General features: G+C 63.1%; 17 protein-coding genes and 1 tRNA gene. 10 read left to right on the top strand and 8 right to left on the bottom strand.

The window, feature by feature from the left end:
- The first annotated feature begins 57 nt into the window (after nt 1-57).
- Complete coding sequence (locus tag AC6CIG_RS09805; protein ID WP_437411635.1) at nt 58-795, top strand: DUF3750 domain-containing protein; 738 nt, start codon at nt 58-60, stop codon at nt 793-795.
- A gap of 300 nt (nt 796-1,095) precedes the next feature.
- Here the strand turns inward: AC6CIG_RS09805 and AC6CIG_RS09800 are convergent, their stop codons facing one another.
- The 3 genes from AC6CIG_RS09800 to AC6CIG_RS09790 form a co-directional block, all read right to left on the bottom strand.
- Nucleotides 1,096-2,097 carry an NAD(P)H-quinone oxidoreductase gene (locus AC6CIG_RS09800; protein WP_437408366.1) on the bottom strand — a complete coding sequence of 334 codons (1,002 nt, stop codon included), beginning with the start codon at nt 2,095-2,097 and terminating at the stop codon, nt 1,096-1,098.
- A 79-nt stretch (nt 2,098-2,176) separates the two neighbouring features.
- Complete coding sequence (locus tag AC6CIG_RS09795; RefSeq protein ID WP_437408365.1) at nt 2,177-3,976, bottom strand: EAL domain-containing protein; 1,800 nt, start codon at nt 3,974-3,976, stop codon at nt 2,177-2,179.
- A 107-nt stretch (nt 3,977-4,083) separates the two neighbouring features.
- Nucleotides 4,084-4,632 (bottom strand): HdeD family acid-resistance protein, encoded by a 549-nt coding sequence (locus AC6CIG_RS09790; protein ID WP_437408364.1) that lies wholly within the window; start codon nt 4,630-4,632, stop codon nt 4,084-4,086.
- Nucleotides 4,633-4,776: 144 nt separating this feature from the next.
- Between AC6CIG_RS09790 and betI the strand changes: the two genes are divergently transcribed.
- The 4 genes from betI to betA all read left to right on the top strand — a co-directional run bounded on the left by betI (nt 4,777) and on the right by betA (nt 10,317).
- Nucleotides 4,777-5,397, top strand: a complete 621-nt coding sequence (gene betI / locus AC6CIG_RS09785) for a transcriptional regulator BetI (protein ID WP_018094490.1) — start codon at nt 4,777-4,779, stop codon at nt 5,395-5,397.
- Nucleotides 5,398-5,500: 103 nt separating this feature from the next.
- Nucleotides 5,501-7,039, top strand: coding sequence for a choline-sulfatase (gene betC / locus AC6CIG_RS09780; protein WP_437408363.1), 1,539 nt, complete (start codon nt 5,501-5,503; stop codon nt 7,037-7,039).
- A gap of 1 nt (nt 7,040) precedes the next feature.
- Entirely contained in the window at nt 7,041-8,504 is a 1,464-nt protein-coding gene (gene betB, locus AC6CIG_RS09775; RefSeq protein ID WP_437408362.1) for a betaine-aldehyde dehydrogenase, read from the top strand.
- Nucleotides 8,505-8,667: 163 nt separating this feature from the next.
- Nucleotides 8,668-10,317, top strand: a complete 1,650-nt coding sequence (gene betA, locus AC6CIG_RS09770) for a choline dehydrogenase (protein WP_127711624.1) — start codon at nt 8,668-8,670, stop codon at nt 10,315-10,317.
- Nucleotide 10,318: 1 nt separating this feature from the next.
- Here the strand turns inward: betA and AC6CIG_RS09765 are convergent, their stop codons facing one another.
- Nucleotides 10,319-10,798 (bottom strand): DUF6644 family protein, encoded by a 480-nt coding sequence (locus AC6CIG_RS09765; protein ID WP_127711626.1) that lies wholly within the window; start codon nt 10,796-10,798, stop codon nt 10,319-10,321.
- Nucleotides 10,798-11,184 (bottom strand): DUF6152 family protein, encoded by a 387-nt coding sequence (locus AC6CIG_RS09760; protein ID WP_026168560.1) that lies wholly within the window; start codon nt 11,182-11,184, stop codon nt 10,798-10,800. The genes AC6CIG_RS09765 and AC6CIG_RS09760 overlap by 1 nt, the downstream gene beginning before the upstream one ends.
- 156 nt (nt 11,185-11,340) lie before the next feature.
- Here AC6CIG_RS09760 and AC6CIG_RS09755 point away from each other — a divergent pair, with 156 nt between their 5' ends.
- From AC6CIG_RS09755 to cysN, 4 genes are all read left to right on the top strand, one after another.
- Nucleotides 11,341-12,693 carry a chloride channel protein gene (locus AC6CIG_RS09755; RefSeq protein WP_026168559.1) on the top strand — a complete coding sequence of 451 codons (1,353 nt, stop codon included), beginning with the start codon at nt 11,341-11,343 and terminating at the stop codon, nt 12,691-12,693.
- 143 nt (nt 12,694-12,836) lie between these two features.
- Entirely contained in the window at nt 12,837-13,631 is a 795-nt protein-coding gene (locus tag AC6CIG_RS09750) for a phosphoadenylyl-sulfate reductase (RefSeq protein ID WP_437408360.1), read from the top strand.
- 47 nt (nt 13,632-13,678) lie between these two features.
- Entirely contained in the window at nt 13,679-14,632 is a 954-nt protein-coding gene (cysD, locus tag AC6CIG_RS09745) for a sulfate adenylyltransferase subunit CysD (protein ID WP_127711630.1), read from the top strand.
- Nucleotides 14,632-16,128 (top strand): sulfate adenylyltransferase subunit CysN, encoded by a 1,497-nt coding sequence (cysN, locus tag AC6CIG_RS09740; RefSeq protein WP_018094481.1) that lies wholly within the window; start codon nt 14,632-14,634, stop codon nt 16,126-16,128. The genes cysD and cysN overlap by 1 nt, the downstream gene beginning before the upstream one ends.
- A 115-nt stretch (nt 16,129-16,243) precedes the next feature.
- Here the strand turns inward: cysN and AC6CIG_RS09735 are convergent, their stop codons facing one another.
- Nucleotides 16,244-16,387 (bottom strand): hypothetical protein, encoded by a 144-nt coding sequence (locus AC6CIG_RS09735; RefSeq protein ID WP_498322662.1) that lies wholly within the window; start codon nt 16,385-16,387, stop codon nt 16,244-16,246.
- Between the two features lie 192 nt (nt 16,388-16,579).
- Nucleotides 16,580-16,656 (bottom strand) — tRNA-Pro (locus tag AC6CIG_RS09730).
- 277 nt (nt 16,657-16,933) lie between these two features.
- Here AC6CIG_RS09730 and AC6CIG_RS09725 point away from each other — a divergent pair.
- On the top strand, nt 16,934-17,347 hold the full coding sequence (locus AC6CIG_RS09725; RefSeq protein WP_018094479.1) for a hypothetical protein: 414 nt from the start codon (nt 16,934-16,936) through the stop codon (nt 17,345-17,347).
- 83 nt (nt 17,348-17,430) lie between these two features.
- On the opposite strand, the gene AC6CIG_RS09720 is transcribed toward AC6CIG_RS09725, so the two are convergent.
- Nucleotides 17,431-20,049, bottom strand: coding sequence for a DUF3772 domain-containing protein (locus AC6CIG_RS09720; protein ID WP_437408359.1), 2,619 nt, complete (start codon nt 20,047-20,049; stop codon nt 17,431-17,433).
- Between the last annotated feature and the right edge of the window lie 235 nt (nt 20,050-20,284).

The raw sequence follows: 20,284 nt of genomic DNA, 5'->3' as shown, positions 1-20,284 counted from the left end.
TTTCCAAGTTTCGGATATGCATCTATCAGGAATCCCACGGCAGAAAAGTCACCGTAGATGAAATTCCTCCGCAAGCTCTTTCTCGTTTTCGCTCTCGTCTACCTGCTTCCGGCGCTCGCCTCGGCGGGCCTGTGGTACTTCAAGGAGCGGCCACAGAGCTGGCACGATGCGGATTGGTCGTCGTCAGGTATTCTGGCGGATGCGGCTGCGAGCCCGCAGGCGGCGATATACGTCTTCTCGGCGACCACCGGAGGCATGAAGGGGGCGGTAGCAAGCCACGCCTGGATCGTCACCAAAGACGAAGGGGCGCCTACATACAACCGTTATGAGAAGGTCGGCTGGGGCAAGCCGATCCGTAAGAACGCCTATCCGGCCGACGGACGCTGGTATTCCAACGAGCCGCGCATCGTCGCGGTAGTCAGGGGCGAGGAAGCCAAGCGCCTGATCCCCAAGATCGAAACGGCGATCGAGGATTATCCCTATTCTTCGCCGGGCGCTTATCGAATCTGGCCCGGGCCCAACTCCAACACTTTCGTCGCCCATGTCTTGCGATCGGTGCCGGAACTCGACGTCGTGCTGCCGCCGGATGCGGTCGGGCGCGACTATCTGCCGGAGGGGAAACTGTTCCATGTCGATGCCGACGGTCGCGACCTGCATGCGACGCTTTACGGCCTCGCCGGCATCTCGGCCGGCTGGCGCAGCGGACTGGAACTGCACTTCATGGGACTGGTGGCGGGCTTCGACGTCGCGCGGCCCGGCATCAAGATTCCGGCACTCGGCCGCTTCGGAATCTGAGGGGATGGCACGCGGGCGGAAAACCGCACGCACTTTTCCCATCCCGTTCCATAGGAAAAGGGCCGCCCTGCGGCGGCCCTTCCATGAGCTTTGGCCTCACAATGGCCGGGTGCTGAGACCCCAAGGAAGGCGGCTATCAGGCCGAGGGCTGCCTCGACTCCTTCACCTCTCCTATGTCCATTACGAGGTCCGAAATCTCATTAGACATTGGATCACCTTCCTTTCTGTTCGTTGACGTTAATCCCAACGTAAGCGATCTTTGGGCCAATACAAGGGCGACCATCGTCTTATTGTCTTTTGCTACCCGATCCGCATCACGATCTTGCCGATATGATCGCCCTGCTCCATCAGCCGATGAGCGCCGGCAATCTCGGCGAAGGGCAGGATCGCCTGGATGACCGGCGCAACTTCGCCCCCTTCCAGCAGCGGCCAGACCTTTTCCGCCAGCCCGTCGCGGATTGCCTGCTTCTCGGCGGCGGTGCGCGGCCGGAGCAACGAACCCATTATCTGCAGGCGCTTCATGAGAATTGGCGCAATGTTGGCGTCCTCCACCCGGGCGCTGCCGAGGAAGGCGATGATCGACAGGCGGCCGTCCTTGGCCAGGCTGCCGATGTTGCGCTCGAAGTAGCGCCCGCCCACCATGTCGAGAATGACGTCGACTCCGCGACCGCCGGTTTCTTCCAGCACGACGGCCCTGAAATCCTCCTCGCGATAATTGATCGCACGTTTCGCCCCGAGTGCCTCGCAGGCCTCGCACTTCGCAAGGTTGCCGGCGGTCGCGAAGACCTCTGCACCGAATGCCTTGGCAAGCTGGATGGCGGTCGTGCCGATACCGCTGGATCCTCCATGGACAAGGAACGCTTCGCCGGCCTTCAGGCGGGCCATGTCGAAGACGTTGGCCCAGACCGTGAAGAAAGTCTCCGGCAAGGCTGCCGCCTTCGCGGCATCGTAGCCCTTGGGCCAGCGAAGGGCCTGCGTGGCGGGAACGGCGCAATATTCCGCGTAAGCGCCGCCATTGGCCAGAGCGCAGACCTTGTCGCCGGTCGAGAAGCCGGCCGCTCCCTCGCCGAGAGCAACCACTTCGCCTGCAACTTCGAGCCCGAGGATGGGGCTCGCCCCAGCGGGCAGCGGGTAGTCTCCCTTGCGCTGCAGGACGTCCGGCCGATTGATGCCGAAGGCTTCGACGCGGATCAGAATGTCGCCGGGCCGGACCTCAGGCATCGCCCCCCGCGCCAGCACCATATTCTCCGGCCCTCCGGGGCCAGGCAGATCGACATAGGTCATTTCTGTCGGAAGGGTCATGACGGCATCCTCGCAAAACGGTTCCGCCTATACCTATAGCCCTCTTGCCGTTCGGGAAAGTTCGTCGTGCATCCGCTGCTCAGGTCCGGTCGAGGGGCTCCATGACGAGGCCTTCTTCGCTCGCCTTGGCGCGCGCCTTTATCTCCGCGATCCGCTTGCTCACGGTCTGTCCGTCCGAGAGGACAAGGCCTTCCGGAAGCAAAAGCACCGCGATCGAACAGCGCATCAGGGGGAAAGCCTTCGTGATGCCGTCCCGGCCATATCCGCTGATCCGTCCCGCCGACAGATGCTCAGGCGAATAGAGCTGGCGGACGTCGGAGCGGAAGTCGTCGATCAGACGTGAAAGGACGCCCCGTATATCCTCCTCGGTAGAACCGTCGATGCCGACGAAGAAATCGTCGCCTCCGACGTGACCCAGGAACTTCCCTTCGCCTATGAAGTGGCGCCGCAGGAGCGCCGCAAAGAGCGTGATCGCGAGATCCCCCTTCTGGAAGCCGTAGGTATCGTTGAAGGGTTTGAAATCGTCGAAGTCGCAGTAGCAGAAGTAGCGGGCCTGGTCGCCATCGAGGATCGCGTGCTGGACATAATCGCGGATCGCGCGATTGCCGGGAAGGCCCGTCAGCGGATTCTGCTCCTGGGCCGTCTTCAACTGCTTCTCGTTGATGATCTTCAGGAGCGACGAAGCGGAGAGAATGCCGGCATAGCGCATGTTCTCCGTCAGGATGACGCAGTCGCTCCCGTTCATGCCGGCGAAGATCTTGAGCATCTCGTCGGCGGGCGTGTCGAGATCGGCGATCGGCGCCGGCGTGACGAAATGCGAGATGCGGCGCTGATAGAGGCGGTTCTTCAGGAGGTCGCGGCCGAAGGGATGATAGATCATCTCCTTGACGTGATACTCGTGCAGGATGCCGCGCGGTTCGCCATTGGCATTCAGGACCGGAAAGAAAGCCTGGCGTGGATTGAGCCGGAAAAGGTCGAACACGGAATCGAGGTCGTCGCTCTCCCTCGCTGCCGGAAGCTGCTCGATCTCCTTGCGGATCAGGATGCCGTCAAGGGTCGCAGACGGGCGCCGGGCGCCGGCCGCCGGTTCGAGATGAGCGTAGACGGCCTGCAGCTCCGTGACGTGCGTCGTCGGTCGGGCGATGAAGTAGCCCTGCATCAGATCGCAACCGAGATCACGGCAGACGAGAAACTCCGCCTCCGTCTCCACGCCCTCGGCGATGACCCGCGACCCGAGCACATGGGCCATGTTGACCGTATGCCGGACGAGGTGCCGCTTGCGGGAGTCCTTGTCTATATCGCAGATGAAGTGCCGGTCGATCTTCACATAGTCGACCGGCTGGTCGCAGAGCAGTTTCAGCCCGTTGAACCCCGCACCGAAATCGTCGATCGCGAGCTTGAATCCCGCAAGCCGCAGCTGCCGCACGAGCGCGGAAAAGTCAGGCATCTTGCTGCTGTCGAAACGTTCCGACAGTTCGAAGCAAAGAGAGGACGGCGCGATATTCGCACGCTTCAAGTGGTTGACCAGGCGATCGACGATGTCGCCCTCGGCGCCGACGAGCCTCGCATCGAAATTCAGAAAGAGCGTGCGCGCCGAAAAATCCGGGAGCGTGGCAAACGCGGCGACGGCGCGGCTGTTGATCAGGTGCTCGAGCGCGAGCAACTGCCCCGCGCTCTCGGCCCTGTCGAGCAATTCGACCGGCGAGGCAAAGCCCAGGCGCTCGAAACCGCGCATCAGGGATTCATAGCCGAACACCGCCCCGGTCGCCGCTTCCACGATCGGCTGGAGGGCATTTTCGATGACGAGTTTGGCAAGGGTCACGATCTGGTCGTCGCCGAAACGGCGAAGCGACAGGATTTTTGCGGGGGCGGCCGACATGCCGGGCTCCAGGGATAGGACACACAAACGCGCGCCAGCATCGGAGCCAGGCGTCAACGAAATCTTTCGCGAATGTGAAAGTTTGATGAAGCTTCGGAAAAGCCTGCTCAGCCCCTAGCGAGAACCCCGAAGGCGATCGAGGCCAGCCCCTGCATGACGAGATCGACCGCCAGGAAAAGACCCAGTATCCAGAGGCTGTCGACCGGCCAGCCGGCAGCGATGATGAGGCCGGCTAGCAGGGTCACGAGGCCGCCGATGACCATCCACCCCCAGCCTCCAAGAGGCCGAAGCCTGAACCCTACCCAGATGCGGGAGCAACCGGCGGCGATCAGCGCCACCGCCAGCAGGAACGTCAGCACGGAGGAGGCGAGGACAGGATTGATGAAAGCGAACACGCCTGCCGCGGCATAAAAGGCACCGCTCAAGATCCAGTAAAGGACACTCCCCCAGTTTTTGACCTGAAAGGCGTGGGCGAGGTTGAGCAGGCCGCCGATCAGCATGATGAGACCGACGTAATAGACGGAGGCGACTGTCGCCATCAGCAGGTTTCCGAAGGCGATGCCGCCGCACATGATCAGAAGCACGCCGAGTGCGACGAACCACCCCCATTTTCCGGCAAGGGCTTCTCTGCCGGCGGGATCGAACGCGTGAACCATTTCAACCTCCAGTCATGCCTATGCGCATGGACGCCTCCCGCTGATTGAGCCGGATTTCCAAGCAAAAAGAAAGAGAAAAGCGCAGGATTTTTTTATTGATTGATGGATCAATCAAAAATAAGCTAGAGCCAGAGGAGTTCGAAGATGCCCAAGGTCGGAATGGAGCCGGTGCGCCGCAAGGCGCTGGTCGATGCGGCGCTGCGCGTGATCGGCGACCAAGGGACGCTCGCGGTCACCATGTCGGATATCGCGCGGACGGCCGGCGTTTCGCCCGCGCTCGCGCATCACTATTTCGGCAGCAAGGAACAGTTGCTGATCGCCACCATCCGCAGCCTTCTCGGCAAGCTGCGCGACGACGCCGTGTCTGCGATGAAGGCGGCCTCGACGCCGCGCGCAAAGGTGAGTGCTCTGATCAGCGTGAGTTTTCGCGCCGATCAGTTCGCGCCGGAGACGGTCGCAGCCTGGCTCGCCTTCTATTCGGAGGCGCAACGGTCGGAGGAAGTGCGGCGGCTGCTGGTGATCTATGCGCGGCGGCTGCGCTCAAACCTGCTCGCGGGTCTGAGAGCGCTCTGCCCGGCAGATGACGCGGAACGCATCGCCGAGGGCGCCGCTGCGATGATCGACGGGCTCTACATCCGGCAAAGTTTGAAATCGGCGCCGATCAGCATCGAAGCCTCGGTGGCGCTCACGGAAGATTACGTGAATGCGCATCTGAGGGCGAGCGACGGGAAAGGCTCCCCTCCCCGGGTTTGCTCCGAGGATTAGCCCCTCCCTCCCGGCGGGCAGAAGGTGGCGGCAGCCGCAGCTGACAATCGCCGACCGGCCAAGCAAGACGAAGCAAGAATTCGAACCACGAGGAAACGATCAAGTGACCACCGGGAAGCCGAATATTCTGATCATCATGGTGGACCAGCTGAACGGAAAGCTTTTTCCGGACGGGCCTGCAGACTTCCTGCACGCGCCCAACCTGAAGGCGCTGGCCAACCGATCGGCCCGTTTCCGCAACAATTACACCTCGTCGCCATTATGTGCCCCAGCCCGAGCATCCTTCATGGCCGGGCAATTGCCGAGCCGCACGCGGGTTTATGACAATGCCGCCGAGTACCAGTCGTCGATCCCGACCTATGCACATCACCTGCGCCGGGCCGGCTATTACACCGCGCTTTCCGGCAAGATGCACTTCGTCGGACCGGACCAGTTGCACGGCTTCGAGGAGCGGCTGACGACCGACATCTATCCGGCCGATTTCGGCTGGACGCCGGATTACCGCAAGCCGGGCGAGCGCATCGACTGGTGGTATCACAATCTCGGCTCCGTCACCGGCGCCGGGGTCGCCGAGATCACCAACCAGATGGAATATGACGACGAGGTGGCATTCCTCGCCAACCAGAAACTCTACCAGCTTTCGCGGGAAAACGACGATGCGAGCCGGCGCCCCTGGTGCCTCACCGTCTCCTTTACCCATCCGCACGACCCCTATGTCGCGCGGCGCAAATTCTGGGACCTCTACGAGGATTGCGAGCACCTCACGCCCGAGGTCGACGCTATCCCCCTCGACGAGCAGGACCCGCATTCGCAGCGCATCATGCTGTCCTGCGATTACCGGAACTTCGAGCTGACGGAGGAGAATGTCCGCCGCTCTCGCCGCGCCTATTTCGCCAACATCTCCTATCTCGACGAGAAGGTCGGCGAACTGGTCGACACCCTCACGCGGACGCGAATGCTCGATGACACCCTCATCCTCTTCTGTTCCGACCACGGCGACATGCTCGGTGAACGCGGCCTCTGGTTCAAGATGAACTTCTTCGAAGGCTCGGCGCGCGTGCCGCTGATGATTGCCGGCCCCGGTATCGCACCCGGCCTGCATCTGACGCCGACCTCCAATCTCGACGTGACGCCGACGCTTGCGGACCTCGCCGGCATTTCGCTCGAGGAAGTGAAGCCCTGGACCGATGGCGTCAGCCTCGTGCCGATGGTCAACGGCGTCGAGCGCACCGAACCGGTGCTGATGGAATATGCGGCCGAGGCCTCCTATGCGCCGTTGGTCGCCATTCGCGAGGGCAAGTGGAAATATATCCACTGCGCACTCGATCCGGACCAGCTCTTCGACCTCGAGACCGATCCGCTGGAACTCACGAACCTCGCAGCGAAGCCGCGCGGACCTGTCGACCAGGCAACGCTGACCGCATTCCAGGACATGCGCGCCGCCCATTGGGACATGCAGGCCTTCGATGCTGCCGTGCGCGAAAGCCAGGCCCGCCGCTGGGTCGTCTACGAGGCGCTGAGAAATGGCGCCTATTACCCCTGGGATCACCAGCCGCTGCAAAAGGCATCGGAGCGATACATGCGCAATCACATGAACCTCGACAATCTCGAGGAGTCCAAACGCTATCCGCGAGGAGAATGAGATGAGAGCCCAACCGAAAGCCTCGCACTTCATCGACGGCGAATATGTCGAGGACACCGGCGGCACGGTGATCGAGAGCATCTATCCGGCGACCGGTGAAGTCATCGCCCGCCTCCACGCGGCAACGCCTTCGATCGTCGAAAGGGCGATCGCAGCGGCCAAGCGCGCACAGCCGGAATGGGCGGCGATGAGCCCGACCGCGCGCGGGCGTGTCCTGAAGCGGGCCGCCGAAATCATGCGCCAGCGCAACCGCGAGCTTTCCGAGCTCGAAACGCTCGACACGGGCAAGCCGATCCAGGAAACCATCGTTGCCGACCCGACGTCCGGTGCCGACAGTTTCGAATTTTTCGGCGGCGTCGCGCCCGCCGCACTCAACGGCGATTATATCCCGCTCGGTGGCGACTTTGCCTATACCAAGCGGGTGCCGCTCGGCGTCTGCGTCGGCATCGGCGCCTGGAACTACCCTCAGCAGATTGCCTGCTGGAAGGGTGCGCCTGCGCTCGTCGCCGGCAATGCGATGGTGTTCAAGCCTTCGGAAAACACCCCGCTCGGCGCACTTAAGATCGCCGAGATCCTCATCGAAGCGGGTCTGCCGAAGGGCCTCTTCAACGTCATTCAGGGCGACCGCGCGACGGGCCCGCTCCTCGTCAACCATCCGGACGTCGCAAAGGTGTCGCTCACAGGCTCCGTGCCGACCGGAAAGAAGGTGGCCGGCGCCGCCGCCGCCGAACTCAAGCACGTCACCATGGAGCTCGGCGGCAAGTCGCCTCTGATCGTGTTCGAGGATTCCGATCTCGAAAGCGCGATCGGCGGTGCCATGCTCGGCAATTTCTACTCGACCGGACAGGTCTGCTCCAACGGTACCCGCGTCTTCGTGCAGAAGAAGATCAAGGAGCCCTTCCTCGCCCGTCTCAAGGAACGTACCGAAGCCATCGTCATCGGCGACCCCCTGGACGAGACGACGCAGCTTGGGCCGATGGTCTCGGCGGCGCAACGCGACAAGGTCTTCTCCTATATCGAGAAGGGCAGAGCGGAAGGGGCGCGCCTCGTCACCGGCGGCGGCATTCCCAACAATGTGAGCGGCGAAGGCACCTATATCCAGCCGACCGTCTTCGCCGACGTCACCGACGGTATGACGATCGCTCGGGAAGAAATCTTCGGACCGGTCATGTGCGTGCTCGACTTCGACGACGAGGCGGAAGTCATCGCACGTGCCAACGCCACGGAGTTCGGCCTATCGGCCGGTGTCTTCACCGCTGACCTCACCCGCGCCCACCGGGTCGCCGACCGGCTCGAGGCCGGCACGCTCTGGATCAACACCTATAATCTCTGCCCGGTAGAGATCCCCTTCGGCGGGTCCAAGCAGTCGGGCTTCGGACGCGAGAATTCGGTCGCGGCGCTGAACCACTATACCGAGCTCAAGACCGTCTATGTCGGCATGGGGCCGGTCGAGGCGCCGTACTGAGCTTTGCAGTTATGCCCTCTCCTCGGGTTTGACCCGAGGACTAACCCTCTCCCCGCGCGGGGAGAGGGGACCGGCGCGGCATATCCCTCTTTCCCTCGCGCGCGGGAGAAGGCGGCGGCAGCCGGATCGAGGGGCCATCCCAGAAGCAAGAAAGACCACGCTCATGCAGGCAGATTTCGTCATCATCGGTTCCGGCTCGGCGGGCTCGGCGCTCGCCTATCGCCTGTCGGAAGACGGCAGGAATTCGGTCATCGTGCTCGAGTTCGGCGGCTCCGATGTCGGCCCGTTCATCCAGATGCCGGCGGCGCTTGCCTGGCCGATGAACATGAACCGCTATAATTGGGGCTATCTCTCCGAACCCGAGCCGAACCTCAACAACCGGCGCATCACCGCGCCGCGCGGCAAGGTGATCGGCGGCTCCTCCTCGATCAACGGCATGGTCTATGTCCGGGGCCATTCGGAAGACTTCAACCGCTGGGAGGAACTCGGCGCCAAAGGCTGGGCCTATGCGGACGTGCTGCCCTATTACAAGCGGATGGAGCATTCGCATGGCGGCGAAGAGGGCTGGCGCGGCACCGACGGGCCGCTGCACGTCAAGCGCGGCCCGGTCAAGAATCCCCTTTTTCACGCCTTCATCGAAGCGGGAAAAGAGGCCGGCTTCGAAGTCACCGAGGACTATAACGGCTCGAAGCAGGAGGGCTTCGGGCTGATGGAGCAGACGACGTGGCAGGGCCGCCGCTGGTCGGCCGCTTCCGCCTATCTGAGGCCGGCCCTCAAACGTCCGAATGTCGAGCTCATCCGTTGCTTCGCCCGCAAGGTCGTGATCGAGAACGGCCGGGCGACGGGCGTGGAGATCGAGCGGGGCGGACGGATCGAGGTGGTGAAGGCCAATCGCGAAGTGATCGTCTCCGCCTCCTCGTTCAATTCGCCGAAGCTGCTGATGCTTTCCGGCATCGGACCGGCCGCGCACCTCAAGGAGATGGGAATTGACGTGAAGGTCGACCGACCCGGCGTCGGCCGGAACCTGCAGGACCACATGGAATTCTATTTCCAACAGGTGAGCACGAAGCCGGTGTCACTCTATTCCTGGCTGCCATGGTTCTGGCAGGGCATCGCCGGTGCGCAATGGCTCTTCTTCAAGAGAGGCCTCGGAATTTCCAACCAGTTCGAGTCCTGCGCCTTCCTGCGCTCGGCACCCGGCGTGAAGCAGCCGGACATCCAATACCACTTCCTGCCGGTGGCGATCAGCTATGACGGCAAGGCGGCGGCGAAGTCGCACGGCTTCCAGGTGCATGTCGGCTATAATCTGTCCAAGTCGCGCGGTGACGTCACCCTTCGCTCGTCCGATCCCAAGGCCGACCCGGTGATCCGCTTCAACTATATGAGCCATCCGGAGGACTGGGAGAAGTTCCGCCATTGCGTTCGGCTGACGCGCGAGATTTTCGGCCAGAAGGCCTTCGACCTCTATCGCGGCCCCGAAATCCAGCCCGGCGAAAAGGTGCAGACGGACGAGGAGATCGATGGGTTCCTGCGCGAGCATCTCGAAAGCGCCTATCATCCCTGCGGCACCTGCAAGATGGGGGCGAAGGACGATCCGATGGCCGTGGTCGACCCCGAAACCCGGGTTATCGGCGTCGACGGGCTTCGTGTCGCCGACTCCTCGATCTTCCCGCACATCACCTATGGCAACCTCAACGCCCCCTCGATCATGACCGGCGAAAAGGCCGCCGATCATATCCTCGGCAAGCAGCCGCTCGCCCGCTCGAACCAGGAGCCGTGGATCAATCCGCGCTGGGCGGTGAGCGACAGGTAACTTATTCCGAGAGGAAACCTATCCAGCGCCCGGCTAGGACCGCACCGGTCCAGATCGACATGGAAAGCAGCGCTGAAAGGCGGACCCTCGGGGAGAGCGGCCCGCCTTTGATTGCGTCGCGCCATTGCGGGGTCAGGTGCAATATGGCGGCGTTGAGTACGCCGAGCGCGAGCAGCGTCATCTTCGTCAGGAAGGCGGGGTTGCCGGCATACTCAACCGGGCGAACGCTGAAGAGACAGAAACCGGTGACGATGGCCAACGCGATGCCGATCGCAGCCGAGCGTGAAAGATAGGGGCCGACCACTCCGATCGGCACGTCGCGGAAGAGGCCGAGCAGCCGTAGGTCGAGCGGCAGGATCGAACCGACGATTATCCCGATCGAGAGTATGTGGGCGGCGTTCACGAAGATGTAGAGCACCGCGGAACGCCGTATCGCCAAAGCGAAGGGCAACGCCCCGATCCACGTCAGCGCCTCCTCCATCAATTCGTCCGTATGCGCTCCGGATAGATGTCGTAGACCTTGCCGGCGACGGTGATCCGCACGGCCTTCATCCTCTTCTCGTTCCGGTCGAGCGAGCGGTTGCCCAGCACCACGATCGGATCGCCGGCCTTGGCTACCCCCTCCACAAAGCCCGAACGCTGGGTGAGCCGCGGGTTGCCGAGTTCGACCCGCCAGGTGCCGTCATCCGTCGTCTCGACCTGAAGGGTCGGATGCGGCGGCGCCATGGAGATCTCGCGGATCGTCCCTGAAAGCTCGACCTGATCGGCCTCCGCCCAGGACCAGCCGTGATGCGCGTAGGCGCCCGTAACCAGAAGCAGGCTCAGCAAACCGGCCGCGGGGAGGCGTGACGACAAAGACGTAGCCATCGGCATTTCCTTCTCCTGCGTTGATGATGCCTGAACATGGAGCACGCATGGGGCAAGAACAGCACGCTCACCGATTGTTGAACGGCAGGGTCTCGCGATCCTGCAGGGGCAGACTCCCGATTTGTGTTCGAAGGGCATACTCGCTAAGAGAACATGATGCCTTCGGCCTACACCAAATCGAAACTCCTCCGCCGGTCCAGAGTCCTTTGGGGATCCTACGGCGTCTGGCGGCCAAGACTGGTCTTCTGGGTCGGCGCAATTGCGATCGGCGTGATCAGCGTCGCCTTCGCCGAAGCTGCCGATTGGGCCCAACACGCCTTCCGCCGGCTGACGGATTCCGGGCGGTGGAGCTTTCTGCTTCCCCTGCTCCTCACACCTGCGGTTTTCGTCCTCTCTGCCTGGCTCGCCATCCGCTTCTTCCCCAATGCGCAAGGCAGCGGCATCCCGCAGGCCATCGCTGCAAGGCATCTGCATGGCGAGGAAGAGCGCTCGCGCCTGCTGTCGCTCCGGCTTGCCTTCGGGAAGATCCTGCTTACGGTCCTCGGGCTCTTCGGCGGGGCATCGATCGGTCGCGAAGGCCCTACCGTCCAGGTCGGCGCCTCGATCATGCTGCAGGCCGCCCGCTGGGGCGGAATGGCTCACGCGCGCGGGCTCATACTTGCCGGTTCCGCCGCGGGGATCGCGGCCGCATTCAACACACCGCTGGCGGGCATCGTATTCGCGATCGAGGAAATGAGCCGGACCTACGAGTCTCGCGCAAACGGACTCGTTCTGACCGCAGTCATATTGTCTGGCCTCGCGGCCCTGAGCCTCTCCGGCAACTACACCTATTTCGGCACCAGCTCGACGACGGCGAGCGGCGCCAAAGATTTCCTGCTCATTCTCGCCTGCGGAATAGGCGGCGGGCTTCTTGGCGCCGCCTTTAGCGCGGCCAGCCTTCGGCTGACGCGGCGTATTCGCCGCTGGGCTCAGCCGGCCCCCGTGAAGCGCATGCTCATGCTGGCTGGCGGATGCGGCGTCGCCACCGGCATCGTCGGGGTCCTGTCGGGTGGTGCCACCTTCGGAACGGGCTACGAACAGGCGCAAGCGGCCGTCGCAGGTGAGCCGCTTCCCTATTTCTTCTTCCTGGGCAAGCTGTTCGCGAGCTTCGCGGCGATGATCTCGGGTATCCCGGGCGGCATCTTCGCCCCCTCTCTTGCGATCGGCGCAGGACTCGGCAGCACGATGAGTTCACTTTTCGGAACCAGCATCGCCTTGGGAGCCGTGCTCGGCATGGCCGGTTACTTCGCCGGCATCGTCCAGGCGCCGATGACCGCCTTCGTCATCATCATGGAGATGACCGGCAACCATCAGGGCGTGATCGCGCTGATGGCCGCATCGATGCTTGGCTATGTCACCGCCCGGCTCGTTTCGCCCGAGCCGCTCTATCACGGTCTTTCCAGAACATTCATCGCCCAGAGCATTCTCCTGCGCAGGAGCAGCGCGAAAAGCGAAGCCGCACCTCAGTGACGCACCGGCCACGGGCGCCTTTTTCAAGGCCTCTGGGGATCAGAGAGATATTTGCTCCGTTCGCGCGGCATTAGAAACCGCTATTTCTGTCCATTGTCATGAACGGCTGCCATATTCCGTGCAAATTGCAACAGGATGCAGCCATGACGACGCAATCCCGCAAAGCAGAAGTGGCGGTCGACGCGGAAGAGTTTGCCCTCGAGGCAGAGGCCAAGGCCATCAACGATGAGCTCGAAGGGCTGGATCTTTCCGGCCGTCTGGCATTCATCGCCGGGCTGGAAGGCCGCGCGGTCTTTACCACTTCGCTCGGCATCGAGGACCAGGTCATTACCGCCGCGATCGGCAGCAACCGTCTCGACATCGAAGTCGCGACGCTGAAGACCGGCCGTCTTTTCGACGAGACCGTGGCCCTGATCGACAAGACCGAGGAGACCTATGGCATCCTCATCAAGCGCTATTGTCCCGAGAAAGCCGATATCGAAACCTATGTGGCGCAATACGGCATGAACGGGTTCTACGAAAGCGTCGAAGCCCGGCATGCCTGTTGTGGCGTGCGCAAGCTGAAGCCGCTTGCGCGCGCACTCGACGGGGCAAGCTACTGGATTACCGGCCTGCGGCGCGGGCAGTCGGGCAACCGTGCCACGACTCCTTTCGCTGAAGCCGACGTAGATCGCGGGCTCATCAAGATCAATCCGCTCGCCGACTGGGACATCGAGACGATCCAGGCCCACGTCGCGGCAGAGGCCATCCCCGTCAACCCGCTGCACAGCCGCGGCTATCCGTCGATCGGTTGCGAGCCCTGCACCCGGGCCATCAAGCCCGGTGAGCCGGAGCGCGCCGGGCGCTGGTGGTGGGAGAACGATGAGAAGCGCGAATGCGGCCTGCATGTGCCGGAAGCGGCTTCCTCGATCATCCCCAACGCCAGCAACGCGGCCTGAGCGCCACGCGCGCACCCGAAGACCACGATCTTCCCCCGGAGTTAGCAATGCCCCACACTCTTCCGGAAACGGAACTGCATAATCCGCAGAGCACGAAACCGCCGCTCGATCCGCATCTGAAGGCGCTGGAGAACGAAGCGATACATATCTTCCGCGAGGTCGCGGCCGAATTCGAGCGCCCCGTAATGCTTTACTCGATCGGCAAGGATTCGTCGGTCCTGCTGCATCTTGCGCGCAAGGCCTTCTATCCCGGCCGCATCCCCTTCCCGCTCCTGCATATCGACACGGGCTGGAAGTTCCGCGAGATGATCGCATTCCGCGACGAGATGGCCGCGAGATACGATCTCGACCTCGTCGCCCACACCAATCCGCGCGGCGCAGCCGAGAACGTCACGCCGTTCACGCACGGATCGGCGCTCTATACCGACATCATGAAGACCGAAGCGCTGCGCCAGGCGCTCGACGCGGGTCAGTACGACGCCGCATTCGGCGGCGCGCGCCGCGACGAGGAGGCAAGCCGTGCCAAGGAGCGCATCTACTCCTTCCGCACGCCCGATCATCGCTGGGATCCGCGCAATCAGCGCCCGGAACTCTGGAACGTCTATAACGGCATGATCCGCAAGGGCGAGAGCGTCCGTGCCTTCCCTCTGTCCAACTGGACCGAGGTCGACATCTGGCGCTACATCCAGGCGGAAGAGATCCCGATCGTTCCGCTCTATTTTGCCAAGAAGCGCCCCGTCGTAGAGCGCGACGGCATGCTGATCCTCGCCGAGGATCCTCGCCTCGAGCTGCTTCCCGGCGAGGTCAAGCGCGAGGAAGTCATCCGCTTCCGCACGCTCGGCTGCTTCCCGCTCACGGGCGCGATCCGCTCCGAAGCCGACACGCTCGACGACATCATTGCCGAACTTGAAACCGCGACCGTCTCCGAACGTCAGGGCCGCGCGATCGATCGCGATCAGGCCGGTTCGATGGAAAAGAAGAAACGCGAAGGATATTTCTGATGACCGCACCGGCAGCAGCGAACGCAGTCCTGGATCAAACCGTCGTATCCCTTCCGATGCAGGAGACTGCGCGGGTCGTGCGCGACACGCGCCCCCTTCGCCTCATCACCTGCGGCAGCGTCGATGACGGCAAATCGACGCTGATCGGCCGGCTGCTTTGGGACACCAAGGCGGTCAAGGAAGACCAGGCGGCAAGCCTTCAGCGCGATTCCGGCGGCAAGCAGAACGATCTCGGCCTTCCGGATTTCGCTCTCCTGCTCGACGGCCTTCAGGCCGAGCGTGAACAGGGCATCACCATCGACGTGGCCTATCGCTATTTCGCGACCGACAAGCGCTCCTTCATCGTCGCCGACACGCCCGGCCATGAGCAATATACCCGCAATATGGCGACCGGCGCTTCGACCGCCGACCTCGCGGTGCTGCTCGTGGACGCGCGCGTCGGCCTTTTGGAGCAGACCCGCCGCCACGCGACGATCGCGACGCTGATGGGCATCCGCCAGTTCGTGCTCGCCGTCAACAAGATCGACCTGACGAATTACGATCGCGCCCGCTTCGACCAGATCTCGCACGAGTTCCGGGAGCTGGCCCTTTCGCTCGGGGTGCGCCAGGTCACCGCAATCCCGGTCTCGGCGCTCAAGGGCGAGAACGTCGTCTATGACGGCCGCGCTTCCATGCCCTGGTATGACGGCCCGACGCTCATCGAAATTCTGGAGCTTGCCACGACCCGCTCCGCCCAGACCGTCGGCTTCCGCCTGCCGGTGCAGCGCGTATCGCGCCCGGGAGAGAGCTTCCGCGGCTATCAGGGAACGGTTGCCGGCGGCTCGGTGAAGCCGGGTGACTCCGTCGTCATCCTGCCGTCGGGCATGGTCGCCAATGTGAGCAAGATCGTCACCTTCGATCTCGTGCGCAATGCGGCGGTGGCGGGAGACGCGATCACGCTGGTGCTCGACCGCCAGGTGGACGTTTCCCGCGGCGACGTCATCGCCTCGATCGACAGCCAGCCGATGACCGGGCTCGCCTTCGATGCGCAACTCGTGGCGCTGCAGCCGGAAGGCATCCAGCCGGGCAAGCGCTACTGGCTGAAGTCCGGCAGCCGCCGCCAGCGCGTGCAGGTGCAGCCGGTCAGCCAGCTCGAACTCAAGAGCGGCAAGTGGAACCACGCAGACGAACTGCCGATGAACGCGATCGGCAAGGTGCACCTCGCCTTCGACGAACAGGCGATCTTCGACACCTATGAGCAGAACCGCACGACCGGCGCCTTCATCCTGATCGACCCCGATACCAACAACACGGTGGCGGGCGGCATGATCACTGCCAAGCGCGCCGCGCTCGGGGGCATCCATGCCGAGGAAAGCCGGGTGATCCTGTCGCTGCCGGCAGATCTTGCCGATCAGCTCATGGCAACGGAGCTCTTCGCCGCCCGCCGCGAAGACGTTGAGGTGCGTCGGATAACCGCCGCGAAGGCGGTGGGTATCATCGACTCGATCGACGGTTGACGCTCTCACCGTTTGCCTGTCAGTAAAGGGGCCGCATGGCCCCTTTTTGCTGCTCTGATCGGGAAACGGTCTGAGTGCAGGCACGCGCTTCTAAGGTGGAGGCCGCTTAATACGGTCAGGCCCGCCGCTCGACCGTTGCGAGGTCGATCGTCAGCGGCTGTGGATCGGCATGATTCCAAAGCTGGTAGCCGACTACACTGCCCAGAATGGCGGCCCAGACGAGAATTTCGCGCAGAGTGAAGATAGGTTGCTTCGACATCGCTGCCTCACGGGTTTGCGTTTGAAGGATATTCGCTCCGATTGTTCACTCCGATAAGACGGATTTTCAGGAACAACCCGTTTCTCTGTGAACAATAAAGGTGCGGCAAAGCATCCGTCGCCGTAATGTGAGGGCGACCCGGCAAACCGGCAGAAAGCCGGAAAAAAGATACGGTTGGGGGAGATTTACAGCTGGTCGGAGTGGAGTGATTCGAACACTCGACCCCCACGTCCCGAACGTGGTGCGCTACCAGACTGCGCTACACTCCGTGACCAGCGGCGCCTCTATAGAACAGCATTTTTGATTTCACAAGCGCCTATCGCAAAAAAGACCGCGCTGAAGGTGAAAATGTTCTGGCCGCCGGCACGCCCCGTCTCATACGCGATAGGGCGTTTCTGCAACGCTCTCCAATTTCCTCTGCGGCAATGCTCCGAGCCGATTTTCTTTCACGGCTTTTAGCGCTAGAGCCTCGGCGGACTGCAAGGAAACCGGGGATTCCGGCCCTTCCGCGCCGCAGGTTTCAGGACATATCTAAGGGACAGACACATGAATTTCCGCATGATGACGGCGGGCGCCCTCGGGCTGCTTCTTGCCGGCTGCACGACGACGACCGGGATCACGAGAAATGCGGTCGAGGCACGCTGGCTCGGCCAGCCGGCAGGGCCCTTCTTCGCTCAGTTTGGCCCACCCATTTCCGACGTCGAAGCGGGCGGCGACACCGTTTATAGCTGGAAGGGCGGTTACAAGACGCGCAGGATCCCGGCGGAATACGAAAAGACCGCCGACGGCAAACGCGGCAAGCGCATCTCTGCCGCGCGCACGGAATATCTGAGCTGCTCCGTTCAGCTGACGGTCTCCTCCGACTACGTCATCCGCGCGATCCGGATCGCCGGCGACCGCAAGCGTCCGAACGGGCCGAGCTGGTGCGAGGAGTTTTTGGGCGGCGCAAAGGCGGAGTAGTCAGCTCGAACCGTCTCGGCTACCCCCCGGGCCCGCTGCCGAAAGCCAGCGGGCCTGCTTCGTCATCCGGACTGCCTTCATACTCATTCGCTGGCGGCCTCGGCCGCACTCTTCCGACGTTTCGCGCGCGTTTGCCCGGGCCGAGACGCTGCGGCCGGCGCGGCTGTGCGGCCATCGAACAGCTCGCGGACCAGCCCCTCGATGCTGGCGAGATCGCGAAGATGGATGTCGCGCTGGCCGAAGGGCATTTCGATCTTTTCCTCGCGGAAGCGTTTGGCGATTTCGAAACGCATATCGCTCGCCGCGCCCGCATCGGCGTTGATGTTGCCGACGTGGCAGAACAAGGTGAACTGCAGGGCATCGGCTCCGAAATCGGTGAAGGAAACGAAAGGCTCCGGAATTTTCAAGACGCGCGGATTGTCCATGGCGATTTCCAGCAGAACCCGCCGCACCTGCTCCGGGTCCGATTCATAGGAGACCCCCACGGGAATCTTCAGGCGCGCCGAGAAGTCGCCATGCATCCAGTTGACCACCTGGCCGCTGATCAGGTCGGCATTGGGTACGATCACGGTCACATTGTCGAAGGTCTGTATCTGGGTAGCCCTGACGCTGACGCGCTGGACGATCCCCGTATTCGGGCCGACCTCGATGCGGTCCCCGACCTTGAAGGGCCGTTCGGCAAGCAGGATGATCCCGCTGACGAAGTTGTTGACGATGGACTGCAGGCCGAAACCGATGCCGACGGACAGGGCACTGGCGACGATTGCGACGTTCTGGAGGTTGAGACCCGCATAGGAAAAGGCCACGAGACCCGCAATCGCAGCGCCGACATAGCCCACCCCCGTATGGATCGACGTCCTGAGGCCGGTGTCGAGGCTGGTTTGCGGCAAAAGGCGACCGTCGAGCCACCTCTGGAAACCGCGCGTTGCGACGATCACGACGACGAAAACGACGATCGCGCCGAGAATCGCAGAAGGCGAGAACGAAAATCCGGCGATCTCGAATCCGAAGAAGGCGGAGGTGAAGGTGCCGACCACATCCTCCGACTGGATGCCCCAGGGCGCGAGAAGGGCCATCACGGCTACCATGATCACGATCAGGCGCGCGAACCCGGCAAGGATCACACCGATCTGGCTGATCGTGTTGGGCTTCAGGCCGATCGCCTGCCGCATGAAGCCACCGATCCGCGTCTGCACCGAAAAGCCGTAGGAAATCGCCTCGTCCGCAAGACGCAGCAACAGCACGAGGCTCATCAGCACCGCCGTCGTGAAGACGATCTGCAGCGCGGCGAAGCGTCCGAAGGCCACGAAGCCGGCGAGCGGCGCAATAACGGTGAGCGCGGCGACCGCCCAGGTAACCGGAATGAGCAGGCGCCAGGCCGAGCTCGTTCCCTGCGGGTTCTCGTCATCGTCTTCGCGCGCCACAAATCTGAGCGCGAACATGGCGAGAATGCCGAGCGCGATGGCACCGAGGCCTTGGGCCGCGACGGCAAAGGAGAGGGGCGCATGGGTCGCCTTCAGGAACGCGTCGAGGGCAAGGCCCCCGACATTCACCACAGCCATGGCCACTATTATCGGAATCAGCCGCTCGGCCGCCGTGTCCGTAACGTGGACGAGCCGCCAGCTGGGCCGTTCCGGTGCGAGAACGGCGATCGAGAGTCCGTAAAAGAAGGATGCGAAGGTCAGCCCGAAAAGGACCGGCCGCAGGACCGTCGCCAGATCCGCCGGAAGAACCTTCAGAATGGACATGGCCTGGTACAGCACGAAGAAGGCGACAGCCGGGATCAGCAAGTTGGCAAGCGTGATGGCCGCCGCTGCGGTCGCCTTGGCAAGCCCCGACGGGTGGAGAACCGAAGGGTCGCGGCTCGTGCGCCGAGTAAGCCAGCGCCGGCCCGGCGACAGAAGAAAGGCGGCGAAGCCGATCACGACCACGAGAATGCCCGCGGCCGATCGGCCGGTGCGTTCGACCAGGGCTCCGAACCAGTGCCCGACGACGCGGGACTGGTCCGCCAGCGTCTCCGGTGTCGCGGCGGCTAGATCGAACCAGAAGGAAGGATCGGCAAGGCTCTGCGAGCGCTGCAGAATGGAGCTCGTAAAGAGGGCGCGCCGCCGCTCTCCGATCGTGTCTATATCCTGCTGGGCGCGAAGCGCGATGAGATCGGCCTGCTGGACGACGCCCTGCAGGCCGGCCGCCTCCGACTGTAGTTGCGCCTGTTCGGATTTGATCGCTTCGGTCTGATTGCGGGCGGCCTGCTCGTCGGCCGGCTTCAACTGCTCGATGCGCTGATTGACGAGCTGCAATCGCGGCTGCAGTGCTGCCTTGAGCCCGGCGGCCTGCATGGGAATCTTGGCGATCTGGCTGCGCAGCTGTGAAAGAGTGACGTCGTCTATGCGTTCGGCCTGGAGCGCGGCCTCCACACGCTCCAGCGTCGCTTGCCAGGCATCGATGCGTGCCTGCTCCTCCGGAAAGGCCTTCGGCGGCACCTCCGGTAAGGCACTACTCTGGCCCTGCACATCGGCTGCTGCGCCGGCTTCCGGCTGTCCGCCGCTGTCCTGGGCAAGGGCCGGCGGTGCAAATGTCAGCAGGAAAGCGACGAGAAGCAATCGAAGCAATGTGCTGACCGAACGGCCCTGATCCAAAGCTCTTTCGAAGGTTGGGCCCGTCGCGGATGTGCGACGAAGAAGGAACCGCGTGCTCGTCATTATCAGTCCTATTCCGGTGTTCTGCATCGTGCCTCTGCCGAGCGCGGTGAAGCCGAGCCCGGGGTTTGCAAAGGCGCACCATAAGGTTGCCGACCGGATTATCCAACCTCACCCCGCCGATTTGCGCCGGCTGCTCGGCCGGAAGCGCATCGCAGACGCCCGGCACCACGGCCGCATTCCGAACGGAGACACCGCTTGGATAATTCGACGCGTCGGCTTTCGCCGGCGGCCATTA

The organism is Sinorhizobium sp. GQ132 (assembly GCF_059758575.1).
The sequence above is the reverse complement of the archived record's forward strand: the minus strand, read 5'-3'. Positions and strand labels throughout refer to the sequence as shown.

Excerpts from the sequence above, each read along its gene's own strand:
- betA (WP_127711624.1), top strand. The coding sequence starts at position 8,668 with ATGCAGGCAGATTTCGTCATCATCGGTTCCGGCTCGGCGGGCTCGGCG.
- cysD (WP_127711630.1), top strand. The coding sequence starts at position 13,679 with ATGCCCCACACTCTTCCGGAAACGGAACTGCATAATCCGCAGAGCACG.
- AC6CIG_RS09800 (WP_437408366.1), bottom strand. The coding sequence starts at position 2,097 with ATGACCCTTCCGACAGAAATGACCTATGTCGATCTGCCTGGCCCCGGA.
- AC6CIG_RS09725 (WP_018094479.1), top strand. The coding sequence starts at position 16,934 with ATGAATTTCCGCATGATGACGGCGGGCGCCCTCGGGCTGCTTCTTGCC.
- AC6CIG_RS09790 (WP_437408364.1), bottom strand. The coding sequence starts at position 4,632 with ATGGTTCACGCGTTCGATCCCGCCGGCAGAGAAGCCCTTGCCGGAAAA.
- AC6CIG_RS09760 (WP_026168560.1), bottom strand. The coding sequence starts at position 11,184 with ATGGCTACGTCTTTGTCGTCACGCCTCCCCGCGGCCGGTTTGCTGAGC.
- AC6CIG_RS09750 (WP_437408360.1), top strand. The coding sequence starts at position 12,837 with ATGACGACGCAATCCCGCAAAGCAGAAGTGGCGGTCGACGCGGAAGAG.
- cysN (WP_018094481.1), top strand. The coding sequence starts at position 14,632 with ATGACCGCACCGGCAGCAGCGAACGCAGTCCTGGATCAAACCGTCGTA.
- AC6CIG_RS09795 (WP_437408365.1), bottom strand. The coding sequence starts at position 3,976 with ATGTCGGCCGCCCCCGCAAAAATCCTGTCGCTTCGCCGTTTCGGCGAC.
- AC6CIG_RS09735 (WP_498322662.1), bottom strand. The coding sequence starts at position 16,387 with ATGTCGAAGCAACCTATCTTCACTCTGCGCGAAATTCTCGTCTGGGCC.
- AC6CIG_RS09765 (WP_127711626.1), bottom strand. The coding sequence starts at position 10,798 with ATGGAGGAGGCGCTGACGTGGATCGGGGCGTTGCCCTTCGCTTTGGCG.
- AC6CIG_RS09755 (WP_026168559.1), top strand. The coding sequence starts at position 11,341 with ATGCCTTCGGCCTACACCAAATCGAAACTCCTCCGCCGGTCCAGAGTC.
- AC6CIG_RS09805 (WP_437411635.1), top strand. The coding sequence starts at position 58 with ATGAAATTCCTCCGCAAGCTCTTTCTCGTTTTCGCTCTCGTCTACCTG.
- betI (WP_018094490.1), top strand. The coding sequence starts at position 4,777 with ATGCCCAAGGTCGGAATGGAGCCGGTGCGCCGCAAGGCGCTGGTCGAT.
- betB (WP_437408362.1), top strand. The coding sequence starts at position 7,041 with ATGAGAGCCCAACCGAAAGCCTCGCACTTCATCGACGGCGAATATGTC.
- AC6CIG_RS09720 (WP_437408359.1), bottom strand. The coding sequence starts at position 20,049 with ATGACGAGCACGCGGTTCCTTCTTCGTCGCACATCCGCGACGGGCCCA.